Raw genomic sequence first — 20,975 nt, forward strand, 5'->3', positions numbered from 1 at the left:
GGCTGCAATGCTGAACATTACAAACCTGTCTGCCGATTACGGCGGCAAACCCGCCCTGGAAGAGATCAACCTGACGCTGGACAGCGGTGAACTGCTGGTGGTGCTGGGGCCGTCCGGCTGCGGGAAAACGACGCTGCTGAACCTGATCGCCGGGTTTGTACCGTATCAGCACGGCACGATCCAGCTGGAAGGGAAACGGGTAACGGGGCCGGGCGCAGAGCGCGGCGTGGTCTTCCAGAATGAAGGATTACTCCCGTGGCGAAACGTTCAGGAAAACGTTGCGTTTGGTCTGCAACTGGCCGGTGTAGCGCGTGAACAACGCCTGAATACGGCGCGCGATATGCTGAAAAAGGTCGGGCTGGAGGGGGCTGAAAAACGCTTTATCTGGCAGCTTTCAGGCGGGCAGCGTCAGCGCGTCGGGATCGCCCGTGCGCTGGCGGCTAACCCACAGCTGCTGTTGCTGGACGAACCTTTCGGGGCGCTGGATGCCTTCACTCGCGAGCAGATGCAAACCCTGCTGCTGCGCCTGTGGCACGAAACCGGCAAGCAGGTGCTGTTAATCACCCACGATATCGAAGAGGCCGTGTTTATGGCGACGGAGCTGGTGCTGCTCTCACCAGGGCCGGGACGCGTGCTGGAGCGCCTGCCGCTTGAGTTTGCCCGGCGTTATGTGGCGGGAGAGCCGGTACGCAGCATCAAATCCGATCCGCTGTTTATTGAACAGCGTGAATACGTCTTAAGCCGCGTGTTTGAGCAACGGGAGGCGTTCTCATGAGCATTGTTTTCAGTGAAAAAACGCGGCGGACGCGCCTTGCCTTACGCTGGCCGTTCTCTCGCCAGCTCACTTTAAGCGTCAGCACGCTGGTGGTGTTGCTGGCGGTATGGTGGGCGGTTGCCGCGCAGCAGTGGGTCAGCCCGCTGTTTCTGCCCCCGCCAGGCCAGGTTCTGGAAAAACTGATTACTATCGCCGGGCCGCAGGGCTTTATGGATGCCACGCTCTGGCAGCATTTAGGCGCCAGTCTGACGCGTATTCTGGTGGCGCTGCTGGCGGCGGTCATTATTGGCGTTCCGGTGGGGATCGCGATGGGACTGAGCCCGACGGTACGCGGCATTCTCGACCCGCTGATAGAGCTTTACCGTCCCGTCCCGCCGCTGGCTTACCTGCCCCTGATGGTGATCTGGTTTGGCATCGGCGAGACGTCAAAGATCTTACTGATATACCTGGCGATATTTGCGCCGGTAGCCATGTCGGCCCTGGCTGGCGTAAAGAGTGCGCAGCAGGTACGCATACGTGCGGCGCAGTCGCTCGGCGCCAGCCGCGCGCAGGTACTGCTGTTCGTCATTTTACCGGGCGCGCTGCCGGAGATATTGACCGGGCTGCGCATCGGCCTTGGGGTGGGCTGGTCTACGCTGGTGGCGGCAGAGCTGATAGCCGCCACGCGCGGCCTTGGGTTTATGGTGCAGTCGGCGGGAGAGTTCCTGGCGACTGACGTAGTACTGGCAGGGATCGCGGTGATCGCCGCGATTGCCTTTGGATTAGAACTGGGACTGCGCGCGCTACAGCGTCGCCTGACGCCCTGGCATGGAGAAATACAATGAGTGAACGACTGACCATTACCCCGCTGGGGCCGTATATTGGCGCGCAGGTGTCGGGCCTGGACGTAACCCGTCCGCTGAGCGATAACCAGTTTGAGCAGCTGTACCACGCGGTGCTGCGTCATCAGGTGGTGTTCCTGCGTGAACAGGCCATTACCCCGCAGCAGCAGCGCGCGCTGGCCCTGCGTTTTGGCGACCTGCATATCCACCCGGTCTACCCGCATGCGGAAGGGGTGGAGGAAATTATCGTGCTGGACACCCATAACGATAACCCGCCCGATAATGACAACTGGCACACGGACGTTACCTTTATCGACACACCGCCAGCCGGGGCGATTCTGGCAGCAAAACAGCTGCCGGAGACGGGTGGGGATACGCTGTGGGCCAGCGGGATTGCCGCGTTTGAGGCGCTCTCCGCGCCGCTCCAGACCCTGCTGAGCGGCCTGCGGGCGGAGCATGACTTCAAAAAATCGTTCCAGGAATACAAGTACCGCAAAAGCGAAGAGGAGCACCAGCGCTGGCTGGATGCGGTCGCAAAACATCCCCCGCTGCTGCACCCGGTGGTGCGTACCCATCCGGTGACCGGAAAGCAGGCGCTGTTTGTGAATGAAGGGTTTACCACGCGTATCGTGGACGTAGCGGAAAAAGAGAGTGAGGCGCTGCTCGGCTTCCTGTTCGCGCACATCACCAAACCGGAGTTCCAGGTGCGCTGGCGCTGGCAGGAGAACGATCTGGCGATCTGGGATAACCGCGTCACGCAGCATTACGCCAATGCGGATTACCTGCCGCAGCGAAGGATTATGCAGCGGGCGACGATCCTGGGGGATAAACCGTTTTACCGTGCGCCTTGATTGCCGGGTGGCGGCGTTGCCTTACCGGGCCTACGTTTAATTGTAGGCCCGGTAAGCGCAGCGCCACCGGGCAACGGAGCTAGAGGTGTGCTTCTATATACCGCTGATAGCGGTTTGCCTTCAGATAACACAGATCCACCAGCACCAGCCCGTCGATACAGTTATTGAACGCCGGATCGCTGCCGAAATCGATAAACTGCACGCCGCCTGGCTCGCATAGCTCGGAATACTGTTTATAGAGCGGCGGAATGCCGCAACCCAGGTTGCCGAGCAGGGATTTCAGCTTTGTCAGGTCATCTACGTAATCCACTCCGCCAAACTGTGCCAGCACGTCCGGAAGTGAGGCCGGGTAGGGTTGACGCGAGGCGGCTAAGGGATGGCTGGCCGGAAACCAGAGACGATAAAACGCCACCAGCAGATCCCGTGCGGCAGGCGGTAAGCCGCCGGAGATGGACACCGGACCAAACAGGTAACGGTAATGGGGATAGCGTGCCAGATAGGCGCCAATGCCTGACCACAGATAGTCCAGACCGCGACGCCCCCAGTAGCGCGGCTGTATAAAGCTGCGCCCCAGCTCAATACCGTGCTCAAGTATGTCTTGCATTTTTTCGTCGTAGTGGAACAGGCTGTAGCTGTACAACCCCTCGACGCCGCGCTTTTCCACCTGCATGGCCGTTGGCATAAAGCGGTACGCGCCGACAATCTCCAGGTCATCGTCATCCCACAGAATAAGGTGCAGATAGTCATCATCGTAGCTGTCGGTATCCCGGCGCTTCCCGCTGCCTTCCTCCACGGCACGAAAGGCAATCTCGCGCAGCCGCCCAAGCTCGCGCAGCAGAGGCGCCTCTTCCTGCCCGTTGCGCTGCCAAAGATAGATGGCCTTACCATCGCTGGTTTTGCCCAGACACTCGGCCTGCGCCAGTTCGCGCTTGAGCGTGGCCCTGTCTTCCGGGCGGGCAATGGCGCACTGGGTTTTAAAGACGCCAGGCAATCCCTTGCCAAGACGTATCACGTGCTGACGACACTGCTCGGCCATCTCACGCGATGAAAGGGTAGAACTAAACCGGTCATTCCAGGCAATCTGCTGGCCGATTTTGATCGGCAGCTGACTGTGACGGCGGCGAAACATCTGTTGCATCAGCAGCAGCATGGATACCGTTGGCGAGACCAGGGTACTGGCATAAAACAGCAGGCTGTTGTGCGCCTGGATATGTACCGGGAGTAGCGGCACCCGTAGTTTGCCGGCCAGCTTGATAAAGCCCGGATGCCATTTTTTATCGCGGATGCCTTTGCGCGTTGGGCGGGAAACTTCGCCCGCCGGAAAGAAGATCAGCACGCCGGCGTTTTGCAGGTGCTGCTCCATCTGTATCAGCGAAGCTTTTGCGGTTCTTCCGCCCATATTATCTACGGGAATAAATAATGAACTGAGGGGCTCAAGGTGGGACAGCATCCTGTTGGTAACAACCCTGACGTCGCGGCGCACGCGGGAAACGGCATACAGCAGCGCCAGCCCATCCAGGGTGCCGGTGGGGTGGTTCGCTATCACAATGAGTGGGCCGTGTTCGGGGATTTGTTCGAGGTCGCGGGCGGAAACGGAGCAGTGAATATCAAGGTGTTCCAGTACCTGCTCCACCATATCCAGCCCTTTCAGGTGACGGTGGCTGGCGGCAAACTGCTGAAATTCGTCTTCGTGAAGCAGTCTTTTTAACAGACTTTTTTGCCAGGGTGCGGGCCTCGCCTGAGGCCAAAGGTCATCAAGAACGCTGTCGAGACTAAACATTGATCACTCCTCCTGCCGTCTTGCCCAGACAGTAGAAGGAGGAGATGTCGTTTGTATTGCAGTTTGGTGAAGATTAGCGCAGAGAGCAGGCCGGGTAAGGCGAAGTCGTTACCCGGCGCTAAAGCGGATTAACGCAGAATTTTCTTCTCAGCCAGATCCAGCGCGAAATAGCTGAAGATCAGATCCGCGCCCGCGCGTTTGATCGCCCCCAGGCTTTCGAGGATCACTTTCTCTTCGTCGATGGCACCCGCCTGCGCGGCGAATTTGATCATCGCGTACTCGCCGCTCACCTGGTAGGCGCCCAGCGGCAGTTCGGTGCGTTCGCGAATGTCGCGCAGGATATCCAGGTATGCGCCAGCCGGTTTCACCATCAGGCAGTCAGCGCCCTGGGCTTCATCCAGCAGAGACTCACGAATCGCTTCGCGGCGGTTCAGCGGGTTCATCTGATAGGTTTTACGATCGCCTTTCAGCGCCGTGCCGGCTGCTTCACGGAACGGGCCGTAGAAAGAGGAGGCGAATTTGGTGGAGTAGGACATGATGGCGGTGTCGGTGAAGCCCGCGGCGTCCAGCGCCTGACGGATCGCCTGCACCTGTCCATCCATCGCCGCAGAAGGCGCAATGAAATCCGCACCCGCAGCGGCGGCAACCACCGCCTGCTTGCCCAGATTTAGCAGGGTCGCATCGTTGTCCACGCCGTGATCGCACAGCACACCGCAGTGGCCATGAGAGGTGTATTCGCAGAAGCAGGTATCGGACATGACGATCATCTCCGGCACACTCTCTTTGCAGATGCGCGACATGCGGGCGACGAGGCCGTCTTCTTTCCAGGCATCGCTGCCGGTCGCGTCAGTGTGGTGGGAGATACCGAACGTCATTACCGAGCGGATGCCCGCATTCGCAATGCGTTCGATCTCGCGGGCCAGATGCTTTTCAGGAATGCGCATCACGCCCGGCATCGCGTCGATGGCTTTGTAGTCATCGATCTCTTCTTCAACAAAAATCGGCAACACCAGATCGTTTAAGGTCAGTGTTGTCTCTTCAAACATGGCGCGCAGTGCGGGTGACTTGCGCAGGCGACGGGGACGTGCAATTAAATCGGTCATGGTATGCCTGATGTTTGTGGAACAAAGAGGCATAGTGTACCTGAAAGCGGGGAGCGGTGTTTTACTAAAGTTGTCTTTTAGATTTTCGAAATCGACTAATATTCGCTACATGTAATTTATATATTATAAGACTTATTATGGTGTTGAGAGGGGTGTGCAATATTGGCGAGGCTTCTGTATTGGGCGGGGATTATAACTATGAATGATTCATTGTGTTATATTACATGTGTCGGCCCGATTGAGGTGGTTTGTAATCAATTGAATTTATAATATTTATTCATAATGATTGTTATTGCCCTGGGTTTATAAGCTTATTTGTCTGAATACGGACTTAATGGAATCATTCATTGAACCTTTTCGAAGTGAAACTGCATAATTCCTTCCGCAATTTAATGTTGCCAAATGATTTGATGGACAAACTTGCTTACGTCCCTGAGGAGGGATGACCCAATGCAAACATGGAAAAAGAAACTGGTTGTATCACAACTTGCATTAGCCTGCACACTGGCTATCGCTTCTCAGGCCAATGCGAAAGATATATCCGGCACGACATATAATACTTTTGGATATGACAATACCGCGTCCACGCCATGGTATTATGGTTATTCTGACTGGGATTATTCAGATGCCACACATGATGGTGACATTTATCCAGTCATCAATAAATCAACCGTAAACGGAGTTATTTCAACATACTATCTGGATGATGGTGTCAATGGCCGTGCGAACGCGTTGAGTATTTCTAACAGCACCATTAACGGCATGATCACGTCAGAGTGTATGACCACGACGTGTGCAGATGGCGTGGATACTGACGGCACCACTCATACCCAGTATGATCGTTTTAGCCTGACTGTTGATAACTCCACCATCAACGATACCTATGAGCATTACGCGTATGATGTCGTCAACGGCGAAACCACTGAAACGCATTATCTGGACACCTATGGTCTGGGTAACGCGATCACCCTGGACGTTGAATCTGATATCGTTATTCAGAACAATTCCCACATCGCGGGTATTACACTGACGCAGGGTTACCATGAACTGGATAACACGCCATACGACGGTGTTGAAGGGGTTGCTAACAGCAGCAATATCTTTACCGATACGCTGGTGGTGAAAGACTCTGTGCTGACCTCTGGCGCGTACAGCGATCTCGGTACCAGTGGCTTCTACGGTCAAACGGCGAAGCCGAGCGACTACGGTGAAACCAACGCCACGGCTGCGGATGATGCGGCGCTGATCGTTGTTGCTGGCGCGTCTGATAACGCCATGCAGACCACCGCCACCTTCGATCACTCTACCATTACCGGCGACATCCTTTTCGCCAGCACCTTTGATAACAACTTCTACGAGAATGGCGATCCGGCAACGGATACCACCGATGACGGCGTCTATAACCCAACTACCAACGGCTGGGATGATACCGACAAGCTGGATGTCACACTGACCAACGGCAGTAAATGGGTGGGTGCCGCGCAGTCCAGCGTTGAAGCCATCGGCACGGCGCAGATGTATGGTGAAGGCTACAGCGATGTAGACTGGCACACGCTTTCTCCAAACAGCATCTGGCCTGATTCTACCTACGACAGCAACGGTCACGTTGCGGGTGAAGAGGTTTATCAGAGCGGCCTGTTCAACGTGGCGCTGGATAACGGTTCCGAGTGGGATACCCGTAAGATCTCCAACATCGACGCGCTGACGGTGAATAACCAGTCTCAGGTCAATGTTGAAAACTCCGGCCTGCTGGCTGATTCCATCACCCTGACCAATGCGTCTGGCCTGAACATCGGCGACAGCGGCGCAGTAGCAACCGACAGCTTGTATCTGGATAGCTACAGCCGTGCTGCACTGACTGAAGAGACAGCTGAGCTGTATGCCAACACTATTACCGTGGACAACGGTGCAGAGCTGGCGCTGGGTCTGGGTCAGGTTGATACACACAATATGGTGCTGACTGATGGTGGTGTGCTCAACGTTGCCAGCCGCGATTATGTGCTGAACAGCGACCTGAACAACGCACGCTATATCACCAACGATCGCTATAAAGCAGACTACGATTACGGTATTGTCGCGCTGAACTCCGACGGCCATCTGGCGGTGAATGGTGACGTTGCCGGTAACTATAAAGTGCGCATCGACGATGCGACCGGCGCAGGCTCCGTAGCTGACTACAAAAACAAAGAGATCGTTCGCGTCTATGACAATAACGCGGATACCGCAGCCAGCTTTACTGCCGCAAACAAAGCCGATTTAGGTGCTTACACCTATCAGGCGCAGCAGAAGGGCGACACCGTTGTTCTCCAGCAGGAAGAGCTGACTGACTACGCCAACATGGCGCTGAGCATTCCTTCTGCTAATACCAACATCTGGAATCTGCAACAGGATACCGTGGGTACCCGTCTGACCAACAGCCGTCATGGCCTGGCAGATAACGGCGGCGCATGGGTGAGCTATTTCGGCGGCAACTTTGACGCGGATAATGGCACCGTTAGCTACGATCAGGACGTAAGCGGCATTATGGTAGGTCTGGATACTCAGATCGACGGTAATAACGCGAAGTGGATTGTCGGTGGTGCGGCTGGTTTCGCGAAGGGTGATATCAGCGATCGTACTGGTCAGGTCGATCAGGACAGCCAGACTGCGATGATCTACGCGTCGGCGAAGTTCATGAACGACATCTTCCTCGACAGCTCCCTGAGCTACACCCGCTTCAACAACGACCTCTCTGCTACCATGAGCAACGGTCAGTATGTTGACGGTAATACCACGACTGACGCCGTTGGTTTCGGGATGAAACTGGGCTATGACTGGAAACCAAACCTGTCTGGCTACGTCACGCCTTACGCGGCGATCTCTGGCCTGTTCCAGTCCGGTGATGACTACCAGTTAAGCAACGACATGCATATCGATGGTCAGTCTTACGACAGTATGCGTTATGAACTCGGCGTGGATGCAGGTTATACCTTCAACTACGGCGGCGAGCAGGCATTAACGCCTTACTTCAAACTGGCTTACGTGTATGACGATGCCGACAACAATGCTGATATCAACAATGACAGCATTGATAACGGCGTGGAAGGCTCTGCGGTTCGCGTGGGACTGGGCACTCAGTTCAGCTTCACGAAAAACTTCAGTGCTTACACTGATGCGACTTATCTGGGCGGCGGCGACGTTGACCAGAACTGGGGAGCAAACCTGGGTGTGAAATACACCTGGTAATATAGAAAGCGCGGGGGATTTTTCCCCCGCTTTTTTATGTGTTTTAAAAATTATAAAGAACCGACAGATACAGATGACTTGAGGTATGCATGAACGTTAATGCGAAGCCACTTTCTGAATTAAGCCGGCTCATAAAGTGTCTGGAAGTCGCCGGTACCCCATTTAAGAACGAACCACAACAATTAATAACTACCGGCAATAATGATGATGAACCATTGACCGTTGTCATACAATCCGGCCTGACGGCCGTCCACCGTAAATCAGACGAATTACTTATGGGTATTGCGCGGGCACCGTATATCCACGGTTTAAGCGCATGGATAAATGAAAACTATCTTGAATATTCTTTGATGGCACAGACGCCTTGTACCGGATTTTATTTACCGGCATCTGACGCGTACCAGCTTATTCAGGACGCGCAACTTTGGCAAGAGGCTTTCTGCTGGCTGTCATGGCTTAACCATTTATTGGGAAAACGTGACATGCAGTTGGTCGGAAATAATTCCTATAGCCAAATCCGGGCGATGCTGATCAATATGGCCGAGTGGGATGACACGCTACGTTCAAAAATTGGTGTTATGAATCATATTCAGCGTAGCACTCGTATTTCTCGTTCGGTCGTTGCTGAGGTTCTGGCGGCGCTGCGACAGGGGAACTACATCAATATGAGCCGGGGCAAACTGATCAGTATCAACCGTTTGCCCACGGACTATTGAGATCAGTTAGAGGCCGTAAGCACCTGCGCTTTATTGGCGCTCAGCTCGGCCACCAGGTTATTTATGCCATCACTCATATTCACGAAGCGTGTATTTGGCGACCGGGTGACCACCACAAAAGCGCCTACGTTTGATTGCGGAATCATCGCCATGTAGGTGATGAATCCGCCACCTCCACCGGTTTTTTGAATAATCCCCGGTCGGCCATCTTTTGGCGCCATATACACCCAGCCCATGCCGAGGGCATCGGCTTTACCTGGAACATCCATGCCAATGACGCGTCGTAGCTGAGCACGCTGGTAGATGAGCGTCTGCATTCGGTCGGCCTGATTGCTACGCGCGTAAAAATCCGATGAGAGGAACTGTTGCATCCAGCGCATCATGTCGCCAGGCGTAGAGTAAACGCCACCGCTGCCAATGGCGGCCAGCGTGTTATTGCACGGGCTGGCCCCTTTTTCCGCCACCATCAGACGCTTGCACTGGTCCGGGGAAGGGGTGTAAGTGGTATCTTTCATCCCGAGCGGACGCGTGATCTGCTCTTCAAACAGTTGAGGGTAAGGCTTACCCGACGCCGTCGCTAAAGCGTCGGCCAGCAGATCAAACGCCAGGTTAGAATAGCCGGCCTGCGAGCCCGGGGCCGATTTCAGGGTTGCTGTGCTCAGGTAGTTCCAGCGTTGCTCGCGGGTTGGCCAGACAAAGACAGGGCGATGCGCAGCGCCACCGGGCTGTTCTCGCGGCAGGGCGCTGGTATGGGTCGCCAGATTCACCAGTCTGATCGGCGTTCCCTGATATGTCGGAACGCGAGCGCCGGCCGGTGCATATTTGCTGAGCGGATCGTCGAGTTTCACCACGCCCTGATCGAGCAGTTTCACCAGCATTTCGCTGGTCATCAGCTTGGTTATCGATGCGACACGGATAACGGAATCCAGCTGCGGACGAACGTTATTTCCCGGTCGTGTTTCACCGAAGCTGCGAAACACTCGCTGGTTACCGTCGATCACGACCAGCGCCATTCCCGTCGCACCGCTGCCGTAATAAATAAGGTTCGCGTAGCGATCGGCAATGTCAGAGGCCAGAACCGGGGCCGTCAGAGGCTGTGCTGCCTGGGCGGTGGACAGGCTCACCGCACACAGCGCGGCGATAGAGAGCAGACAACGTTTCAACGAAAAGCATCCATCAAGTGAATAAGGAAAGTTACGGGTAGTTATACTACTAATCGACGTCGGGCAATGGCCCGATTTGCATAACGATAGCGAGAAAAACGTAACCGTGGGTAAATTTGAACAATTTACTTGCGGCGTGGCTCCCATTTTGTGACATCGACCGTATGATAGACGCTACGATCGCTGTTGCGAATGAAACGCACCGAAACAATTCTTGAAAACTGGGAAGCGAACTAATAATTCACCCGCAGGTCTCACTTTTTTGCCTGAGCCGGGAGGCTGGCACAGGCAAGGTTTCGTGTGGCGATATGTTGAACACAGCAACAGCCATAACAACAAAAGGAAGCACAATGTTTAAATCTTTTTTCCCAAAGCCGGGGCCCTTTTTCCTGTCGGCATTTATTTGGGCACTGCTGGCTGTCATTTTCTGGCAGGCCGGTGGCGGCGCGTGGCTGACCCGTCTTACGGGGGCAACGGGCGACATTCCCATTAGCGCAGCGCGCTTCTGGTCCATGAGCTATCTGCTTTTCTACGCTTATTACGTGCTCTGCGTAGGGCTTTTTGCCATGTTCTGGTTCGTCTATTCTCCTCACCGCTGGCAATACTGGTCGATTCTCGGCACGTCGTTAATCATCTTTGTCACCTGGTTCCTGGTGGAAGTGGGCGTAGCGGTCAACGCCTGGTATGCGCCGTTTTACGATCTGATCCAGACGGCGCTGAGTTCGCCGCATAAAGTGACCATCAATCAGTTCTACCATGAGGTGGGGATCTTCCTCGGCATCGCCCTTATCGCCGTGGTGATTGGCGTGATGAATAACTTTTTCGTCAGCCACTATGTGTTCCGCTGGCGTACCGCGATGAACGAACACTATATGGCGCACTGGCAGCACCTGCGGCATATCGAAGGTGCCGCACAGCGTGTGCAGGAAGACACCATGCGTTTTGCCTCTACTCTGGAAGATATGGGCGTGAGCTTTATCAACGCCATCATGACGCTGATCGCCTTCCTGCCGGTGCTGGTGACGCTCTCGTCGCACGTTCCGGAGCTGCCGATTGTCGGCCATCTGCCATACGGCCTGGTGATTGCTGCGATTGTCTGGTCGCTGATGGGAACGGGGCTGCTGGCGGTGGTGGGGATCAAGCTGCCGGGGCTGGAGTTTAAAAACCAGCGCGTGGAAGCGGCCTACCGTAAAGAGCTGGTGTATGGCGAAGACGATGCCAACCGTGCGTCACCGCCTACCGTGCGTGAGCTGTTTGGCGCCGTACGTCGTAACTATTTCCGCCTCTATTTCCATTACATGTATTTCAATATCGCGCGCATTCTTTATCTTCAGGTTGATAACGTTTTCGGGTTGTTCCTGCTGTTCCCGTCCATCGTTGCGGGTACGATTACGCTCGGTCTGATGACCCAAATCACCAACGTCTTTGGTCAGGTTCGCGGTTCGTTCCAGTATCTGATTAGCTCCTGGACTACGCTGGTGGAGCTGATGTCCATCTACAAACGTTTACGCAGTTTCGAGCGTGAGCTGGACGATAAGGACGTGCAGGAAGTCACCCATACATTAGGTTAAAAAGGAATTGCTATGCCATTTGCCGTACCACGTGCATTACCGCTGACGTTACTCGCCGCTTTCGTGCTGGCGGGCTGTGCCGAAAAAGGGGCTGCCCCGCTCAAAGAAGGGGAGAAGCCCGTTGATGTGGCGAGCGTGGTGCGGCAAAAAATGCCCGCCAGCGTGAAGGATCGCAGTGAGTGGGCTGATGCGCTGGCAGCGACCTTCAAAAGCCAGAAGATCGCGCCTACCGAGGAGAATATCTGCTCGGTGCTCGCGGTGGCGCAGCAGGAATCGATGTATCAGTCAGATCCTGTTGTGCCTGGCCTGAACAAAATTGCCTGGAAAGAGATCGACCGCCGGGCCGAATCGATGCATATCCCGGTTTTCCTGGTGCATACCGCCCTTAAAATCACCTCGCCAAACGGTAAAAGCTACAGTGAACGGCTGGATACGGTGAAAACCGAGAAACAGCTTAGCGCCATTTTCGATGATTTCATCAATATGGTGCCGATGGGGCAGAAGCTGTTTGGCTCGCTAAATCCGGTGCATACCGGCGGTCCGATGCAGGTCAGTATCGCATTTGCGGAAAAGCATACTGACGGCTATCCGTGGGATATCGACGGTACGGTACGTCAGGAGGTCTTCTCCCTGCGCGGTGGGCTGTGGTTTGGGACGTATCACCTGCTAAATTATCCGGCCAACTACGATAAACCGCTGTATCGCTTTGCCGACTTTAACGCGGGCTGGTATGCCAGCCGAAATGCAGCCTTCCAGAATGCGGTAAGCCGCGCCAGCGGCGTAAAGCTCGCTTTGGACGGCGATCTCATTGCATATGGCAGCAGTGAGGCAGGGACAACCGAACGTGCGGTGCGAAAACTGTCGACAAAGCTGGAGATGAGCAACAGCGACATTCGCCGACAGCTGGAGAAGGGCGACAGCCTGGCGTTTGAGAAAACGGATCTGTATAAGCAGGTCTTTGCGCTGGCCGACAAGAAAAGTGGAAAGGCTTTACCCAGAGCCATTCTGCCAGGCATTCAGCTGGAAAGCCCGAAGATCACGCGTAACCTGACGACCGCCTGGTTCGCGAAACGCGTTGACGATCGTCGGGCACTCTGTATGGGACTGTAATCAGTGGCGGTTGCGCCAGCGCAGGACAAGGGCAATCACGCCCAGAACCATGCTGCCCGCGAGGAAGGGAATGAGTCCAAATACGGTGCTCACGCCTAAACCGATTTCAACGCGCGGGCGGCCTGTATCCTGCACCTGCATCAGATGCTCATACACGCCAGGGGCATGCACCAGCATATTCAGCAGTTGGGTTCCTGCCCAGAAACAAAACAGAACAAACAGGGCATAGGCAATATTCCCCGCCGTGGAGGTTTTTGGTTGTTTTCCGCCAAAAATCGGTTTCGACAATGTAAAGTCTGCCATAAGACCTCCCGATAATATCACTCTGTTTTAATACGCGTCGTACAGGGTGAGTGTGACAGGTCATAGCATTTGTCAATATCAGAATCGTGGGAAATTCGGCTCAGGATTTCTCCTGGATTGTCGATTTCTGCATCACGTCACAAATTGATAACATAAGTGAAACTGCGCTGCATTTCAGAATTTACGTATCCGCCACAGACGCCTTTATCAAACTGTGAGAGGATAGTTTTTTTTCTGCCGGAGTTGTCATGAAGCTCACTTCCAAATTACGCCGTGACTGGCATTACTACGCCTTTGCGATCGGGCTGATCTTTATTCTCAACGGTGTTGTCGGGCTGCTGGGATTTGAAGCGAAAGGCTGGCAAACCTATGCGGTTGGGCTGGTAACCTGGGTAATCAGTTTCTGGCTGGCGGGATTTATTATCCGCCGTCGTCCCGATGAGACGACGACGGCAGAGAAAGCTGACTAAGCGTTAGTTAACGGAACTTTTCAGGGCGCTGTCATCGGCGTGGCGCTCCAGTGCCAGTTCAATCAGGCGGGTGATCAGTTCCGGATAGCTTATCCCGCTGGCCTGCCACAGCTTCGGGTACATGCTGATATTGGTAAAGCCCGGCAGAGTGTTGATTTCGTTAATCACCACCTCGTTATCCGGCGTCAGAAACACGTCGACGCGCGCCATCCCACAGCATCCCAGCGCCTGATAGGCTTCAACGGCGATCGCCCGGATCTTGTCGTTAACGTCGGGATCGAGCGCGGCGGGAACCACAACCTGGGCACCTTTGTCGTCAATATATTTGGTGTCGTAGGAATAGAAGTCACTGTTCAGTACCACTTCACCACAGGTACTCGCCTGCGGGAAGTCGTTGCCCAGCACGGCGCACTCAATTTCACGACCGTTAATTCCCTGCTCAACCACCACCTTATGGTCAAACTCAAAGGCCATACGAACGGCATCGTTAAACTGCGCTTCGCTGGTGACTTTGCTGACGCCGACGGACGAGCCCTGATTTGCTGGTTTCACAAACAGCGGCAGGCCGAGTTGCGCCTGGATCTGCGCGAAGCTGTGTTTATCGCGGTTGGCGCGAGTGAGCGTCACGAACGGCGCAATATTCAGACCGGCGTCGCGCAGGAGACGTTTTGTGACGTCTTTATCCATGCAGGCGGCAGAGCCCAGCACATCGGAACCGACAAACGGCAGGTTCGCCATCCGCAACATGCCTTGCAGAGAGCCGTCTTCGCCCAGCGTGCCGTGAACGATAGGGAATACCACGTCAATCTGTGCCAGCGCCTGCGCGTTCCCGGCATCGATAAGCTGTCCCTGTTCCACGCCTGGAACCGTTGCGACGCTGATATCAGAAGGATTAAGGGCAATGTGCGCCGGATCGTCAGCGTGTAACAGATACTGGCTGGCATCGTTAACATGCCACTGGCCCTGTTTATCAATGCCCAGCAGCACCACGTCAAAACGGCTTTTATCAATCGCATCAACGATATTTTTAGCCGATTGCAATGACACCTCGTGCTCTGCCGATTTTCCCCCAAAGACAATACCTACGCGCTGCTTTGCCATCTCACTCTCTTCCAGTCTGACGAAAAGCCAATAACATACCACGATGCCCGGCGGGTTTCGCGGCCTTCTGCCATAATGTTTTGAGGGATGCTGAAGGGGGGCGCGTGAAAGGAAAAGGTCTGCTTATTCTTATTGTTATTGCCGGGATCGCCACGGTGGGCTACCGCTGGTTGCCGCCGTATTACAATCCTTTCGTGCCGCTTACGCTTGACGATCCGCCCGGAAAAATCACCCAATTTAAACTTCGACGTTTAACACCCCAGGCGTGCGAAAGCCTGTTAGCGCAGGCGAATCAACGCCAGCTTATCCGTACCCAGGCTGTCGCTGACAGCGCCGGTGAGTGTCCGCTGAGTAACGTGGTGCGCGTGCGCGATTTGGGCCCGGTGAGCCTGAACAGCAGCTTTCTGGCCAGTTGCCCGCTGGCGTTAAGTTCGGCGCTGTTTGTCAGCCAGCAGGCCCGACCGCTCACCAAAACCTGGACCGGAAGCGAGCTTACGCGTATTGAACATCTGGGCAGCTTCGCCTGCCGCAATATCTACAGCCGCCCGGATGCGCGGCGCAGCGAACATGCCACGGCGGATGCGCTGGATATCAGCGCTTTCAGGCTGGCAAATGGACAGCGCGTTACCGTCCTGAACGGCTGGAAAGCGGAAAAAACGCAGCCCTGGCTACAGGCCCTGCTCTCGGCAAGCTGTGGCTATTACGGTAACGGTCTGGGGCCGGACTATAATGCCGCCCATGCCAACCATTTCCATCTGGGGATGCGCGGCTATGGATTATGTCGATGAAGAATAATCTTCCGCCAAAAATTGGATAAATTGTGACTTATTTCACAAATATGATGACTGGGAAGATAAAACACCAAAGTCTGCAAGGCCGCATCTCTGGCGCTATGTCATTGCGCGTAACTTGCTAATCTGTCGGCGAATTCGCCTAAAAATGAAGACTATTTCTGTTATGGAATCCTGGAAAGTTAATCTCATTTCAGTCTGGTTCGGCTGCTTCTTCACCGGACTGGCTATCAGCCAGATATTGCCCTTCCTGCCGCTGTATGTGTCGCAGCTGGGAGTGACTTCTCATGAAGCGCTCTCTATGTGGTCCGGCCTGACGTTCAGCGTGACGTTTCTGGTCTCCGCCATTGTGTCGCCGATGTGGGGCAGCCTGGCGGATCGCAAGGGGCGCAAGTTGATGCTGCTCCGCGCCTCGCTGGGGATGGCGATAGCCATTTTGCTCCAGGCCTTCGCCACCAACGTCTGGCAGCTGTTTATTCTGCGGGCGATAATGGGGCTGACCTCCGGTTATATTCCAAATGCCATGGCGCTGGTGGCCTCACAGGTACCGCGTGAGCGAAGCGGCTGGGCGCTCAGCACGCTTTCCACCGCCCAGATCAGCGGGGTAATTGGCGGCCCGCTGCTCGGCGGCTTCCTGGCTGACCATGTCGGGCTGCGTGCGGTCTTTATCATTACCGCGATCCTGCTGACCATCAGCTTTCTGGTCACCCTTTTTCTGATTAAAGAGGGCGGGCGGCCTGTTGTCAGTAAATCCGAACGCCTGAGCGGAAAAGCGGTTTTCGCCTCGCTGCCTTATCCTGGCCTGATGATTAGCCTCTTTGTGACGACGATGGTGATCCAGCTCTGTAACGGTTCGGTAGGGCCGATTCTGGCGCTGTTTATCAAGTCGATGGCGCCGGACAGCAGCAACATTGCTTTTCTGAGCGGGATGATTGCCGCGGTGCCGGGCGTGTCGGCGCTGATGTCTGCTCCGCGTCTGGGGAAACTGGGCGACAGGATCGGTACGGCACGTATTCTGATGGCAACGCTCATCATTGCGGTGATCCTTTTCTTTGCCATGTCATTCGTCACCACACCTCTTCAGCTCGGCATCCTGCGCTTCCTGCTTGGCTTCGCGGATGGCGCCATGCTGCCCGCTGTTCAGACGCTGCTGGTGAAATATTCCAGTGACCAGGTAACCGGCCGCATTTTTGGCTACAACCAGTCGTTCATGTATTTAGGCAACGTAGCAGGCCCGCTTATCGGCGCCTCGGTCTCGGCGATGGCGGGTTTCCGCTGGGTATTTGCCGCGACGGCGGTGGTGGTCCTGCTGAATATTATTCAACTGGCCTTTGCCTTGCGACGCCGCAGGCGAATCGCTGAGGCAAAGTCGGCCCGGTAAACACGATAATATATTATTTATTCTTATGAACGCCGCATTTTTATATAACGAAATGCGGCGCCTTTCTTTCAGGAAAACGTTTCGCTTCCGCGCTGAAATATCTTTTTTGGCAGCGATGTCACTTTTGCATAAGATAAAGCCAATCCATGCTTTTCATTATTCAGAGAGGGTGTTAATTTCAGGGGAAATCACATAAGGAAATAGCACCATGAAAAATCTCATTGCTGAGTTGTTGGTTAAGCTTGCCCAAAAGGAAGAAGAGTCGAAAGAGCTGGTTGCCCAGGTCGAGGCGCTGGAAATCGTTGTGACGGCGCTGCTGCGACAGATGGCAAAACCGGAACAGGAGGCGTTGATCGACAACGTTGAAGGCGCGCTGGAAAAAGCGCGTCCTGATTCCCAGGTGCCTGCGGAAGATGCGGAGCTGCTTCAGCAATACGTAAAGAAGCTTTTAAGGCATCCTCGCAGCTAACCTGTCTGAGGTGAAATGACCTGTCACAGAATTGTCATGCAGGATGCCTGGCGTCGCTCTGTTTTTATTTTTACACATTTATGCAGGGAAAATTAAATTGAGACAGAGCACACCTTTCACCGCATAATTTCTGTTATTAATTACCGCCTCCCCCCCGGCGAAACCGGTTAATGAATATTATGCCGATACAGGGCTGAAATAACCGCAGAGCCCGGCGAAAATCAGAGTCGCAGGGTGGTTTTTTTCCCGTAACGAGCCAGACTTAACGTGGAACTTCACATAAAGGATGGTGCAATGAAAACAACAATACTGGTTACCCTGCTCTCTGGCCTGTGTCTGATCGCCTCAGCACACGCGGAAGAGAAAACGTTAACGCCCCAGCAGCAGCGCATGACGACCTGTAACCAACAGGCGACATCGCAAAGCCTGAAAGGGGATGCCCGTAAAACGTACATGAGCGACTGCCTTAAAAATGGTGCGGCTAAACCCGGTGAAAAAAGCCTGACCCCACAGCAGCAAAAAATGCGTGAGTGCAACGCCCAGGCGACACAGCAGATGCTGAAAGGCGACGATCGCAGCAAGTTTATGAGCGCGTGCCTCAAAAAACAGGCGTAGTGCTAACGGGTGAGTCACGGCTGTGGCTCACCCAAAATTTCATACTTTCCCCGCTATCCCCCTCTCTATAATTTGGGAAAATGTTTCAGAATATTCCCAAAAATGATGAATGATGAGTTTTATGACAATCACGAGAACATTCGGGAAGCGTGGCACCAGCAGCTTTCTCAGGATGATTCATACCGTTCCGGTCTGCGATTTGCCCGGCGAATACGGCTGGCACGCATCGTTGGTCTGGCGGCGCTATTTGTTCCGCTTGCCAGTGTTCTGGTGAGCCAGTTTCTTTCCGGCGTCTGGTGGTTATTGCTGGTGGGCTGGGTCTTTGTCTGGCCCCATCTGGCCTGGCAGCTGGCTTTTCGTTCGGCTGAACCCCACAGCAGTGAAATTGTTAATCTGAAAATCGATGCCATTATTGCCGGTGTCTGGATGGGGCTAACAGGGTTCAATGCGCTACCTACGGCGGCGCTGATCGTGATGATCGGCATGAATATGATGGGATCGGGGGGATGTCGGTTATTTCTGACAGGACTGGCGCTGCTTGCCCTGTCTGCTCTGCTCACCGTGCAATCCACGGGTACTCCTGTGGTATTGACCTCTGAACCACTGGCGTTGTGGCTGACGCTCCCCGTGCTGGTGGTCTACCCCATACTGTTTGCCTGGCTCAGCCACCGCACGGCGATCCGTCTGGCAGAGCATAAGCGTCGGCTTGAGCTGATGAGTACCCGCGACGGAATGACCGGCGTGTTCAATCGCCGTCACTGGGAAACGCTGCTGCGTAACGAATTTGAGGCCTGCCGTCGAAGCCATCGACAGGCGACGATACTGCTCATCGATATCGATCACTTCAAGACGATCAACGACACCTGGGGGCATGACGTGGGGGATGAAGCGATTGTCGCCATCACGCGCCAGCTTCAGCTGACCCTGCGCTCAGGCGATTATATTGGCCGTTTTGGCGGGGATGAGTTCGCGGTGATCATGTCCGGCACGCCTGCCGACAGCGCGATTGCTGCGATGTCGCGCGTCCACGAACGGCTGGTCAACATGCCGCTGCACGGAGCACCTATGGCGAGGTTGTGTATCAGCGTTGGGGTTGCTCCCTGGGGGGCGCAGTTCACCCACTATCGTGAATGGCTAAAGGCGGCGGACGTGGCCCTCTATAAAGCCAAAAATGCCGGACGGGGCCGCACCGAAGTGGCCGCCTGACGCCCGGCGTAGCGCATCAGGACTTACTGAGCTTCTCTGATTTTTCCATGCATTTTTCCATCGCCTCGATCACGGCGGAGCGGAACCCGCGATCTTCCAGCACGCGCACGGCTTCAATGGTTGTGCCCCCCGGTGAGCACACCATATCTTTCAGTTCGCCCGGATGTTTACCCGTTTCCAGCACCATTTTGGCCGAACCCATCACCGCCTGCGCTGCAAATTTGTAGGCCTGCGCGCGCGGCATTCCACCCAGTACGGCGGCATCGGCCATGGCTTCGATAAACATAAAGACATACGCCGGGGCAGAGCCGCTCACGCCGACTACCGGGTGGATCATCGGTTCGGCAATCACTTCCGCTTCGCCGAAGCAGCGGAAAATATTCAGTACATCCGCCACGTCTTCAGATGTGACCAGCGCGTTCGGGGTAACGGATGTCATACCGGCGTTCACCAGCGACGGGGTGTTTGGCATGGCGCGAACAATCTTACGGTCGTGGCCCAGCGCGCGGGCGAGCTGATCGAGGGTCACGCCTGCGGCAATCGATACCACCAGGGTCTCTTTGTTAAGGCTGGAGGTGATCTCGCTCAGGACTTTAATCATGATATTCGGTTTAACGGCGCCAAAGACAATATCCGCCACCTGAGCCACGTCCTGTGCGCTTTCGGCAGCGTTGACACCATACTCATCACGCAGCGCCGCGACTTTATCCGGGGATGGGGTATAGACCCAAATCTGCCCCGGCAGCACCTGCCCGCTGGCAATCAGTCCGCCGAGGATAGCTTTGCCCATATTTCCGCAGCCGATAAACCCGATTTTCTTATCCATCACGTCTCTCCGTTATTATGCGTTGTTATCTCTCATTGATAGCTTAACAACGAAATGCAGGCGACAATAGTCACCAGAATCATAATGGGGAGAGACTATGGCGATTTGGGTTGATGCGGACGCGTGTCCGAATGTCATCAAAGAGATTTTATTTCGCGCTGCCGAGCGCGTGCAGATGCCGCTGACGCTGGTGGCGAACCAGAATATCCGCGTGCCGCCCTCCAGATACATCCGTTCTCTGCGCGTTCCGGCCGGGTTTGATGTGGCGGATAACGAGATAGTACGCCTGTGTGACGCAGGAGATCTGGTGATCACCGCGGATATCCCGCTGGCTGCCGATGTACTGGCGAAAGGGGCGGCGGCGCTGAACCCGCGCGGAGAACGCTATTCGCCGGCAACGATCCGCGAGAAGCTCACCATGCGTGATTTTATGGATACGCTTCGTTCCAGCGGCGTGCAAACCGGTGGGCCGGACAGCCTGTCGCAGCGCGATCGCCAGCAGTTTGCCGCCGAGCTGGATAAATGGCTGCTGGAAGTGAAGCGCCGCCCGGCGTAGCCCACCTCCGGGCGGTTTTGTGGTACAGTGTGGCTTCCACAGGCTTGTCATTCCGTACCGCTTTGCAGTAAAGTTAGCGCAACATCTACTGCAATCATTTCTTTACAGCCTTCAGTTATCCGGCAGCAAGGGGAACACCTGG

20 protein-coding genes are annotated in these 20,975 nt (G+C 55.0%); 14 read left to right on the plus strand and 6 right to left on the minus strand.

Features of this window, described 5'->3' with window-relative positions; translation table 11 throughout:
• Positions 1-7: 7 nt before the first annotated feature.
• The 3 genes from tauB to tauD are packed head-to-tail and all read left to right on the plus strand — an operon-like array spanning position 8 to position 2,447.
• Entirely contained in the window at positions 8-775 is a 768-nt protein-coding gene (tauB, locus tag RS584_RS04610) for a taurine ABC transporter ATP-binding subunit (protein ID WP_015571326.1), read from the plus strand.
• A complete protein-coding gene (gene tauC / locus RS584_RS04615; RefSeq protein ID WP_003863170.1) occupies positions 772-1,599 on the plus strand; it encodes a taurine ABC transporter permease TauC in 828 nt (275 codons plus the stop codon). The genes tauB and tauC overlap by 4 nt, the downstream gene beginning before the upstream one ends.
• Positions 1,596-2,447 (plus strand): taurine dioxygenase, encoded by an 852-nt coding sequence (tauD, locus tag RS584_RS04620; protein WP_315749014.1) that lies wholly within the window; start codon positions 1,596-1,598, stop codon positions 2,445-2,447. Before tauC ends, tauD begins: the two co-directional genes overlap by 4 nt.
• 79 nt (positions 2,448-2,526) lie before the next feature.
• Here the strand turns inward: tauD and RS584_RS04625 are convergent, their stop codons facing one another.
• Both RS584_RS04625 and hemB read right to left on the minus strand, forming a co-directional pair.
• Positions 2,527-4,227, minus strand: a complete 1,701-nt coding sequence (locus RS584_RS04625; RefSeq protein ID WP_015571324.1) for a lysophospholipid acyltransferase family protein — start codon at positions 4,225-4,227, stop codon at positions 2,527-2,529.
• Between the two features lie 128 nt (positions 4,228-4,355).
• The gene (gene hemB / locus RS584_RS04630) at positions 4,356-5,330 is read right to left on the minus strand and encodes a porphobilinogen synthase (RefSeq protein ID WP_015571323.1); all 975 of its coding nucleotides are present in this window, start codon (positions 5,328-5,330) and stop codon (positions 4,356-4,358) included.
• 450 nt (positions 5,331-5,780) lie between these two features.
• Here hemB and RS584_RS04635 point away from each other — a divergent pair, with 450 nt between their 5' ends.
• Together RS584_RS04635 and RS584_RS04640 are read left to right on the plus strand one after the other, a co-directional pair.
• Positions 5,781-8,555 (plus strand): autotransporter outer membrane beta-barrel domain-containing protein, encoded by a 2,775-nt coding sequence (locus RS584_RS04635; protein WP_315749015.1) that lies wholly within the window; start codon positions 5,781-5,783, stop codon positions 8,553-8,555.
• An 89-nt stretch (positions 8,556-8,644) separates the two neighbouring features.
• Positions 8,645-9,271, plus strand: a complete 627-nt coding sequence (locus RS584_RS04640) for a helix-turn-helix domain-containing protein (RefSeq protein ID WP_315749017.1) — start codon at positions 8,645-8,647, stop codon at positions 9,269-9,271.
• A gap of 2 nt (positions 9,272-9,273) precedes the next feature.
• Here RS584_RS04640 and ampH read toward each other — a convergent pair whose 3' ends face one another.
• Positions 9,274-10,434 (minus strand): D-alanyl-D-alanine-carboxypeptidase/endopeptidase AmpH, encoded by a 1,161-nt coding sequence (ampH, locus tag RS584_RS04645; protein WP_315749018.1) that lies wholly within the window; start codon positions 10,432-10,434, stop codon positions 9,274-9,276.
• Positions 10,435-10,784: 350 nt separating this feature from the next.
• Between ampH and sbmA the strand changes: the two genes are divergently transcribed.
• Both sbmA and RS584_RS04655 read left to right on the plus strand, forming a co-directional pair.
• Positions 10,785-12,005 carry a peptide antibiotic transporter SbmA gene (gene sbmA / locus RS584_RS04650; protein ID WP_003859162.1) on the plus strand — a complete coding sequence of 407 codons (1,221 nt, stop codon included), beginning with the start codon at positions 10,785-10,787 and terminating at the stop codon, positions 12,003-12,005.
• A 12-nt stretch (positions 12,006-12,017) separates the two neighbouring features.
• Complete coding sequence (locus tag RS584_RS04655; RefSeq protein ID WP_315749019.1) at positions 12,018-13,115, plus strand: DUF1615 domain-containing protein; 1,098 nt, start codon at positions 12,018-12,020, stop codon at positions 13,113-13,115.
• On the opposite strand, the gene RS584_RS04660 is transcribed toward RS584_RS04655, so the two are convergent.
• Positions 13,116-13,418 (minus strand): DUF2755 family protein, encoded by a 303-nt coding sequence (locus RS584_RS04660; RefSeq protein ID WP_003859159.1) that lies wholly within the window; start codon positions 13,416-13,418, stop codon positions 13,116-13,118.
• Between the two features lie 248 nt (positions 13,419-13,666).
• On the opposite strand from RS584_RS04660, the gene RS584_RS04665 reads away from it, so the two are divergent.
• On the plus strand, positions 13,667-13,888 hold the full coding sequence (locus RS584_RS04665) for a DUF2754 domain-containing protein (protein WP_015571318.1): 222 nt from the start codon (positions 13,667-13,669) through the stop codon (positions 13,886-13,888).
• Between the two features lie 3 nt (positions 13,889-13,891).
• On the opposite strand, the gene ddlA is transcribed toward RS584_RS04665, so the two are convergent.
• Positions 13,892-14,989 (minus strand): D-alanine--D-alanine ligase, encoded by a 1,098-nt coding sequence (gene ddlA, locus RS584_RS04670; RefSeq protein WP_315749020.1) that lies wholly within the window; start codon positions 14,987-14,989, stop codon positions 13,892-13,894.
• Positions 14,990-15,093: 104 nt separating this feature from the next.
• Here ddlA and RS584_RS04675 point away from each other — a divergent pair, with 104 nt between their 5' ends.
• The 5 genes from RS584_RS04675 to adrA all read left to right on the plus strand — a co-directional run bounded on the left by RS584_RS04675 (position 15,094) and on the right by adrA (position 19,451).
• Positions 15,094-15,777 carry an extensin family protein gene (locus RS584_RS04675; protein WP_315749021.1) on the plus strand — a complete coding sequence of 228 codons (684 nt, stop codon included), beginning with the start codon at positions 15,094-15,096 and terminating at the stop codon, positions 15,775-15,777.
• Positions 15,778-15,946: 169 nt separating this feature from the next.
• Positions 15,947-17,161: a multidrug efflux MFS transporter gene (locus tag RS584_RS04680; RefSeq protein ID WP_015571317.1), complete on the plus strand. Its 1,215-nt coding sequence runs from the start codon at positions 15,947-15,949 to the stop codon at positions 17,159-17,161.
• A 208-nt stretch (positions 17,162-17,369) separates the two neighbouring features.
• Positions 17,370-17,630 (plus strand): anti-adapter protein IraP, encoded by a 261-nt coding sequence (gene iraP, locus RS584_RS04685; protein WP_003859148.1) that lies wholly within the window; start codon positions 17,370-17,372, stop codon positions 17,628-17,630.
• Positions 17,631-17,924: 294 nt separating this feature from the next.
• A complete protein-coding gene (gene psiF / locus RS584_RS04690; protein ID WP_015571316.1) occupies positions 17,925-18,245 on the plus strand; it encodes a phosphate starvation-inducible protein PsiF in 321 nt (106 codons plus the stop codon).
• 102 nt (positions 18,246-18,347) lie between these two features.
• The gene (adrA, locus tag RS584_RS04695; protein WP_023296005.1) at positions 18,348-19,451 is read left to right on the plus strand and encodes a diguanylate cyclase AdrA; all 1,104 of its coding nucleotides are present in this window, start codon (positions 18,348-18,350) and stop codon (positions 19,449-19,451) included.
• Positions 19,452-19,467: 16 nt separating this feature from the next.
• On the opposite strand, the gene proC is transcribed toward adrA, so the two are convergent.
• A complete protein-coding gene (proC, locus tag RS584_RS04700; protein WP_015571314.1) occupies positions 19,468-20,277 on the minus strand; it encodes a pyrroline-5-carboxylate reductase in 810 nt (269 codons plus the stop codon).
• A gap of 97 nt (positions 20,278-20,374) precedes the next feature.
• Between proC and RS584_RS04705 the strand changes: the two genes are divergently transcribed.
• Positions 20,375-20,833, plus strand: a complete 459-nt coding sequence (locus RS584_RS04705; protein WP_003859141.1) for a YaiI/YqxD family protein — start codon at positions 20,375-20,377, stop codon at positions 20,831-20,833.
• Positions 20,834-20,975 lie beyond the last annotated feature (142 nt).

Origin of the sequence: Enterobacter sp. DTU_2021_1002640_1_SI_PRY_ASU_LCPMC_013, from assembly GCF_032389435.1 — a bacterium.
GTDB classification, from domain to species: Bacteria; Pseudomonadota; Gammaproteobacteria; order Enterobacterales; family Enterobacteriaceae; genus Enterobacter; species Enterobacter hormaechei_C.

Coding starts and splice junctions, on each gene's coding strand:
- tauB (WP_015571326.1), top strand. CDS start 8: ATGCTGAACATTACAAACCTGTCTGCCGATTACGGCGGCAAACCCGCC.
- tauC (WP_003863170.1), top strand. CDS start 772: ATGAGCATTGTTTTCAGTGAAAAAACGCGGCGGACGCGCCTTGCCTTA.
- tauD (WP_315749014.1), top strand. CDS start 1,596: ATGAGTGAACGACTGACCATTACCCCGCTGGGGCCGTATATTGGCGCG.
- RS584_RS04625 (WP_015571324.1), bottom strand. CDS start 4,227: ATGTTTAGTCTCGACAGCGTTCTTGATGACCTTTGGCCTCAGGCGAGG.
- hemB (WP_015571323.1), bottom strand. CDS start 5,330: ATGACCGATTTAATTGCACGTCCCCGTCGCCTGCGCAAGTCACCCGCA.
- RS584_RS04635 (WP_315749015.1), top strand. CDS start 5,781: ATGCAAACATGGAAAAAGAAACTGGTTGTATCACAACTTGCATTAGCC.
- RS584_RS04640 (WP_315749017.1), top strand. CDS start 8,645: ATGAACGTTAATGCGAAGCCACTTTCTGAATTAAGCCGGCTCATAAAG.
- sbmA (WP_003859162.1), top strand. CDS start 10,785: ATGTTTAAATCTTTTTTCCCAAAGCCGGGGCCCTTTTTCCTGTCGGCA.
- RS584_RS04655 (WP_315749019.1), top strand. CDS start 12,018: ATGCCATTTGCCGTACCACGTGCATTACCGCTGACGTTACTCGCCGCT.
- RS584_RS04660 (WP_003859159.1), bottom strand. CDS start 13,418: ATGGCAGACTTTACATTGTCGAAACCGATTTTTGGCGGAAAACAACCA.
- RS584_RS04665 (WP_015571318.1), top strand. CDS start 13,667: ATGAAGCTCACTTCCAAATTACGCCGTGACTGGCATTACTACGCCTTT.
- ddlA (WP_315749020.1), bottom strand. CDS start 14,989: ATGGCAAAGCAGCGCGTAGGTATTGTCTTTGGGGGAAAATCGGCAGAG.
- RS584_RS04680 (WP_015571317.1), top strand. CDS start 15,947: ATGGAATCCTGGAAAGTTAATCTCATTTCAGTCTGGTTCGGCTGCTTC.
- iraP (WP_003859148.1), top strand. CDS start 17,370: ATGAAAAATCTCATTGCTGAGTTGTTGGTTAAGCTTGCCCAAAAGGAA.
- psiF (WP_015571316.1), top strand. CDS start 17,925: ATGAAAACAACAATACTGGTTACCCTGCTCTCTGGCCTGTGTCTGATC.
- adrA (WP_023296005.1), top strand. CDS start 18,348: ATGATGAATGATGAGTTTTATGACAATCACGAGAACATTCGGGAAGCG.
- proC (WP_015571314.1), bottom strand. CDS start 20,277: ATGGATAAGAAAATCGGGTTTATCGGCTGCGGAAATATGGGCAAAGCT.
- RS584_RS04705 (WP_003859141.1), top strand. CDS start 20,375: ATGGCGATTTGGGTTGATGCGGACGCGTGTCCGAATGTCATCAAAGAG.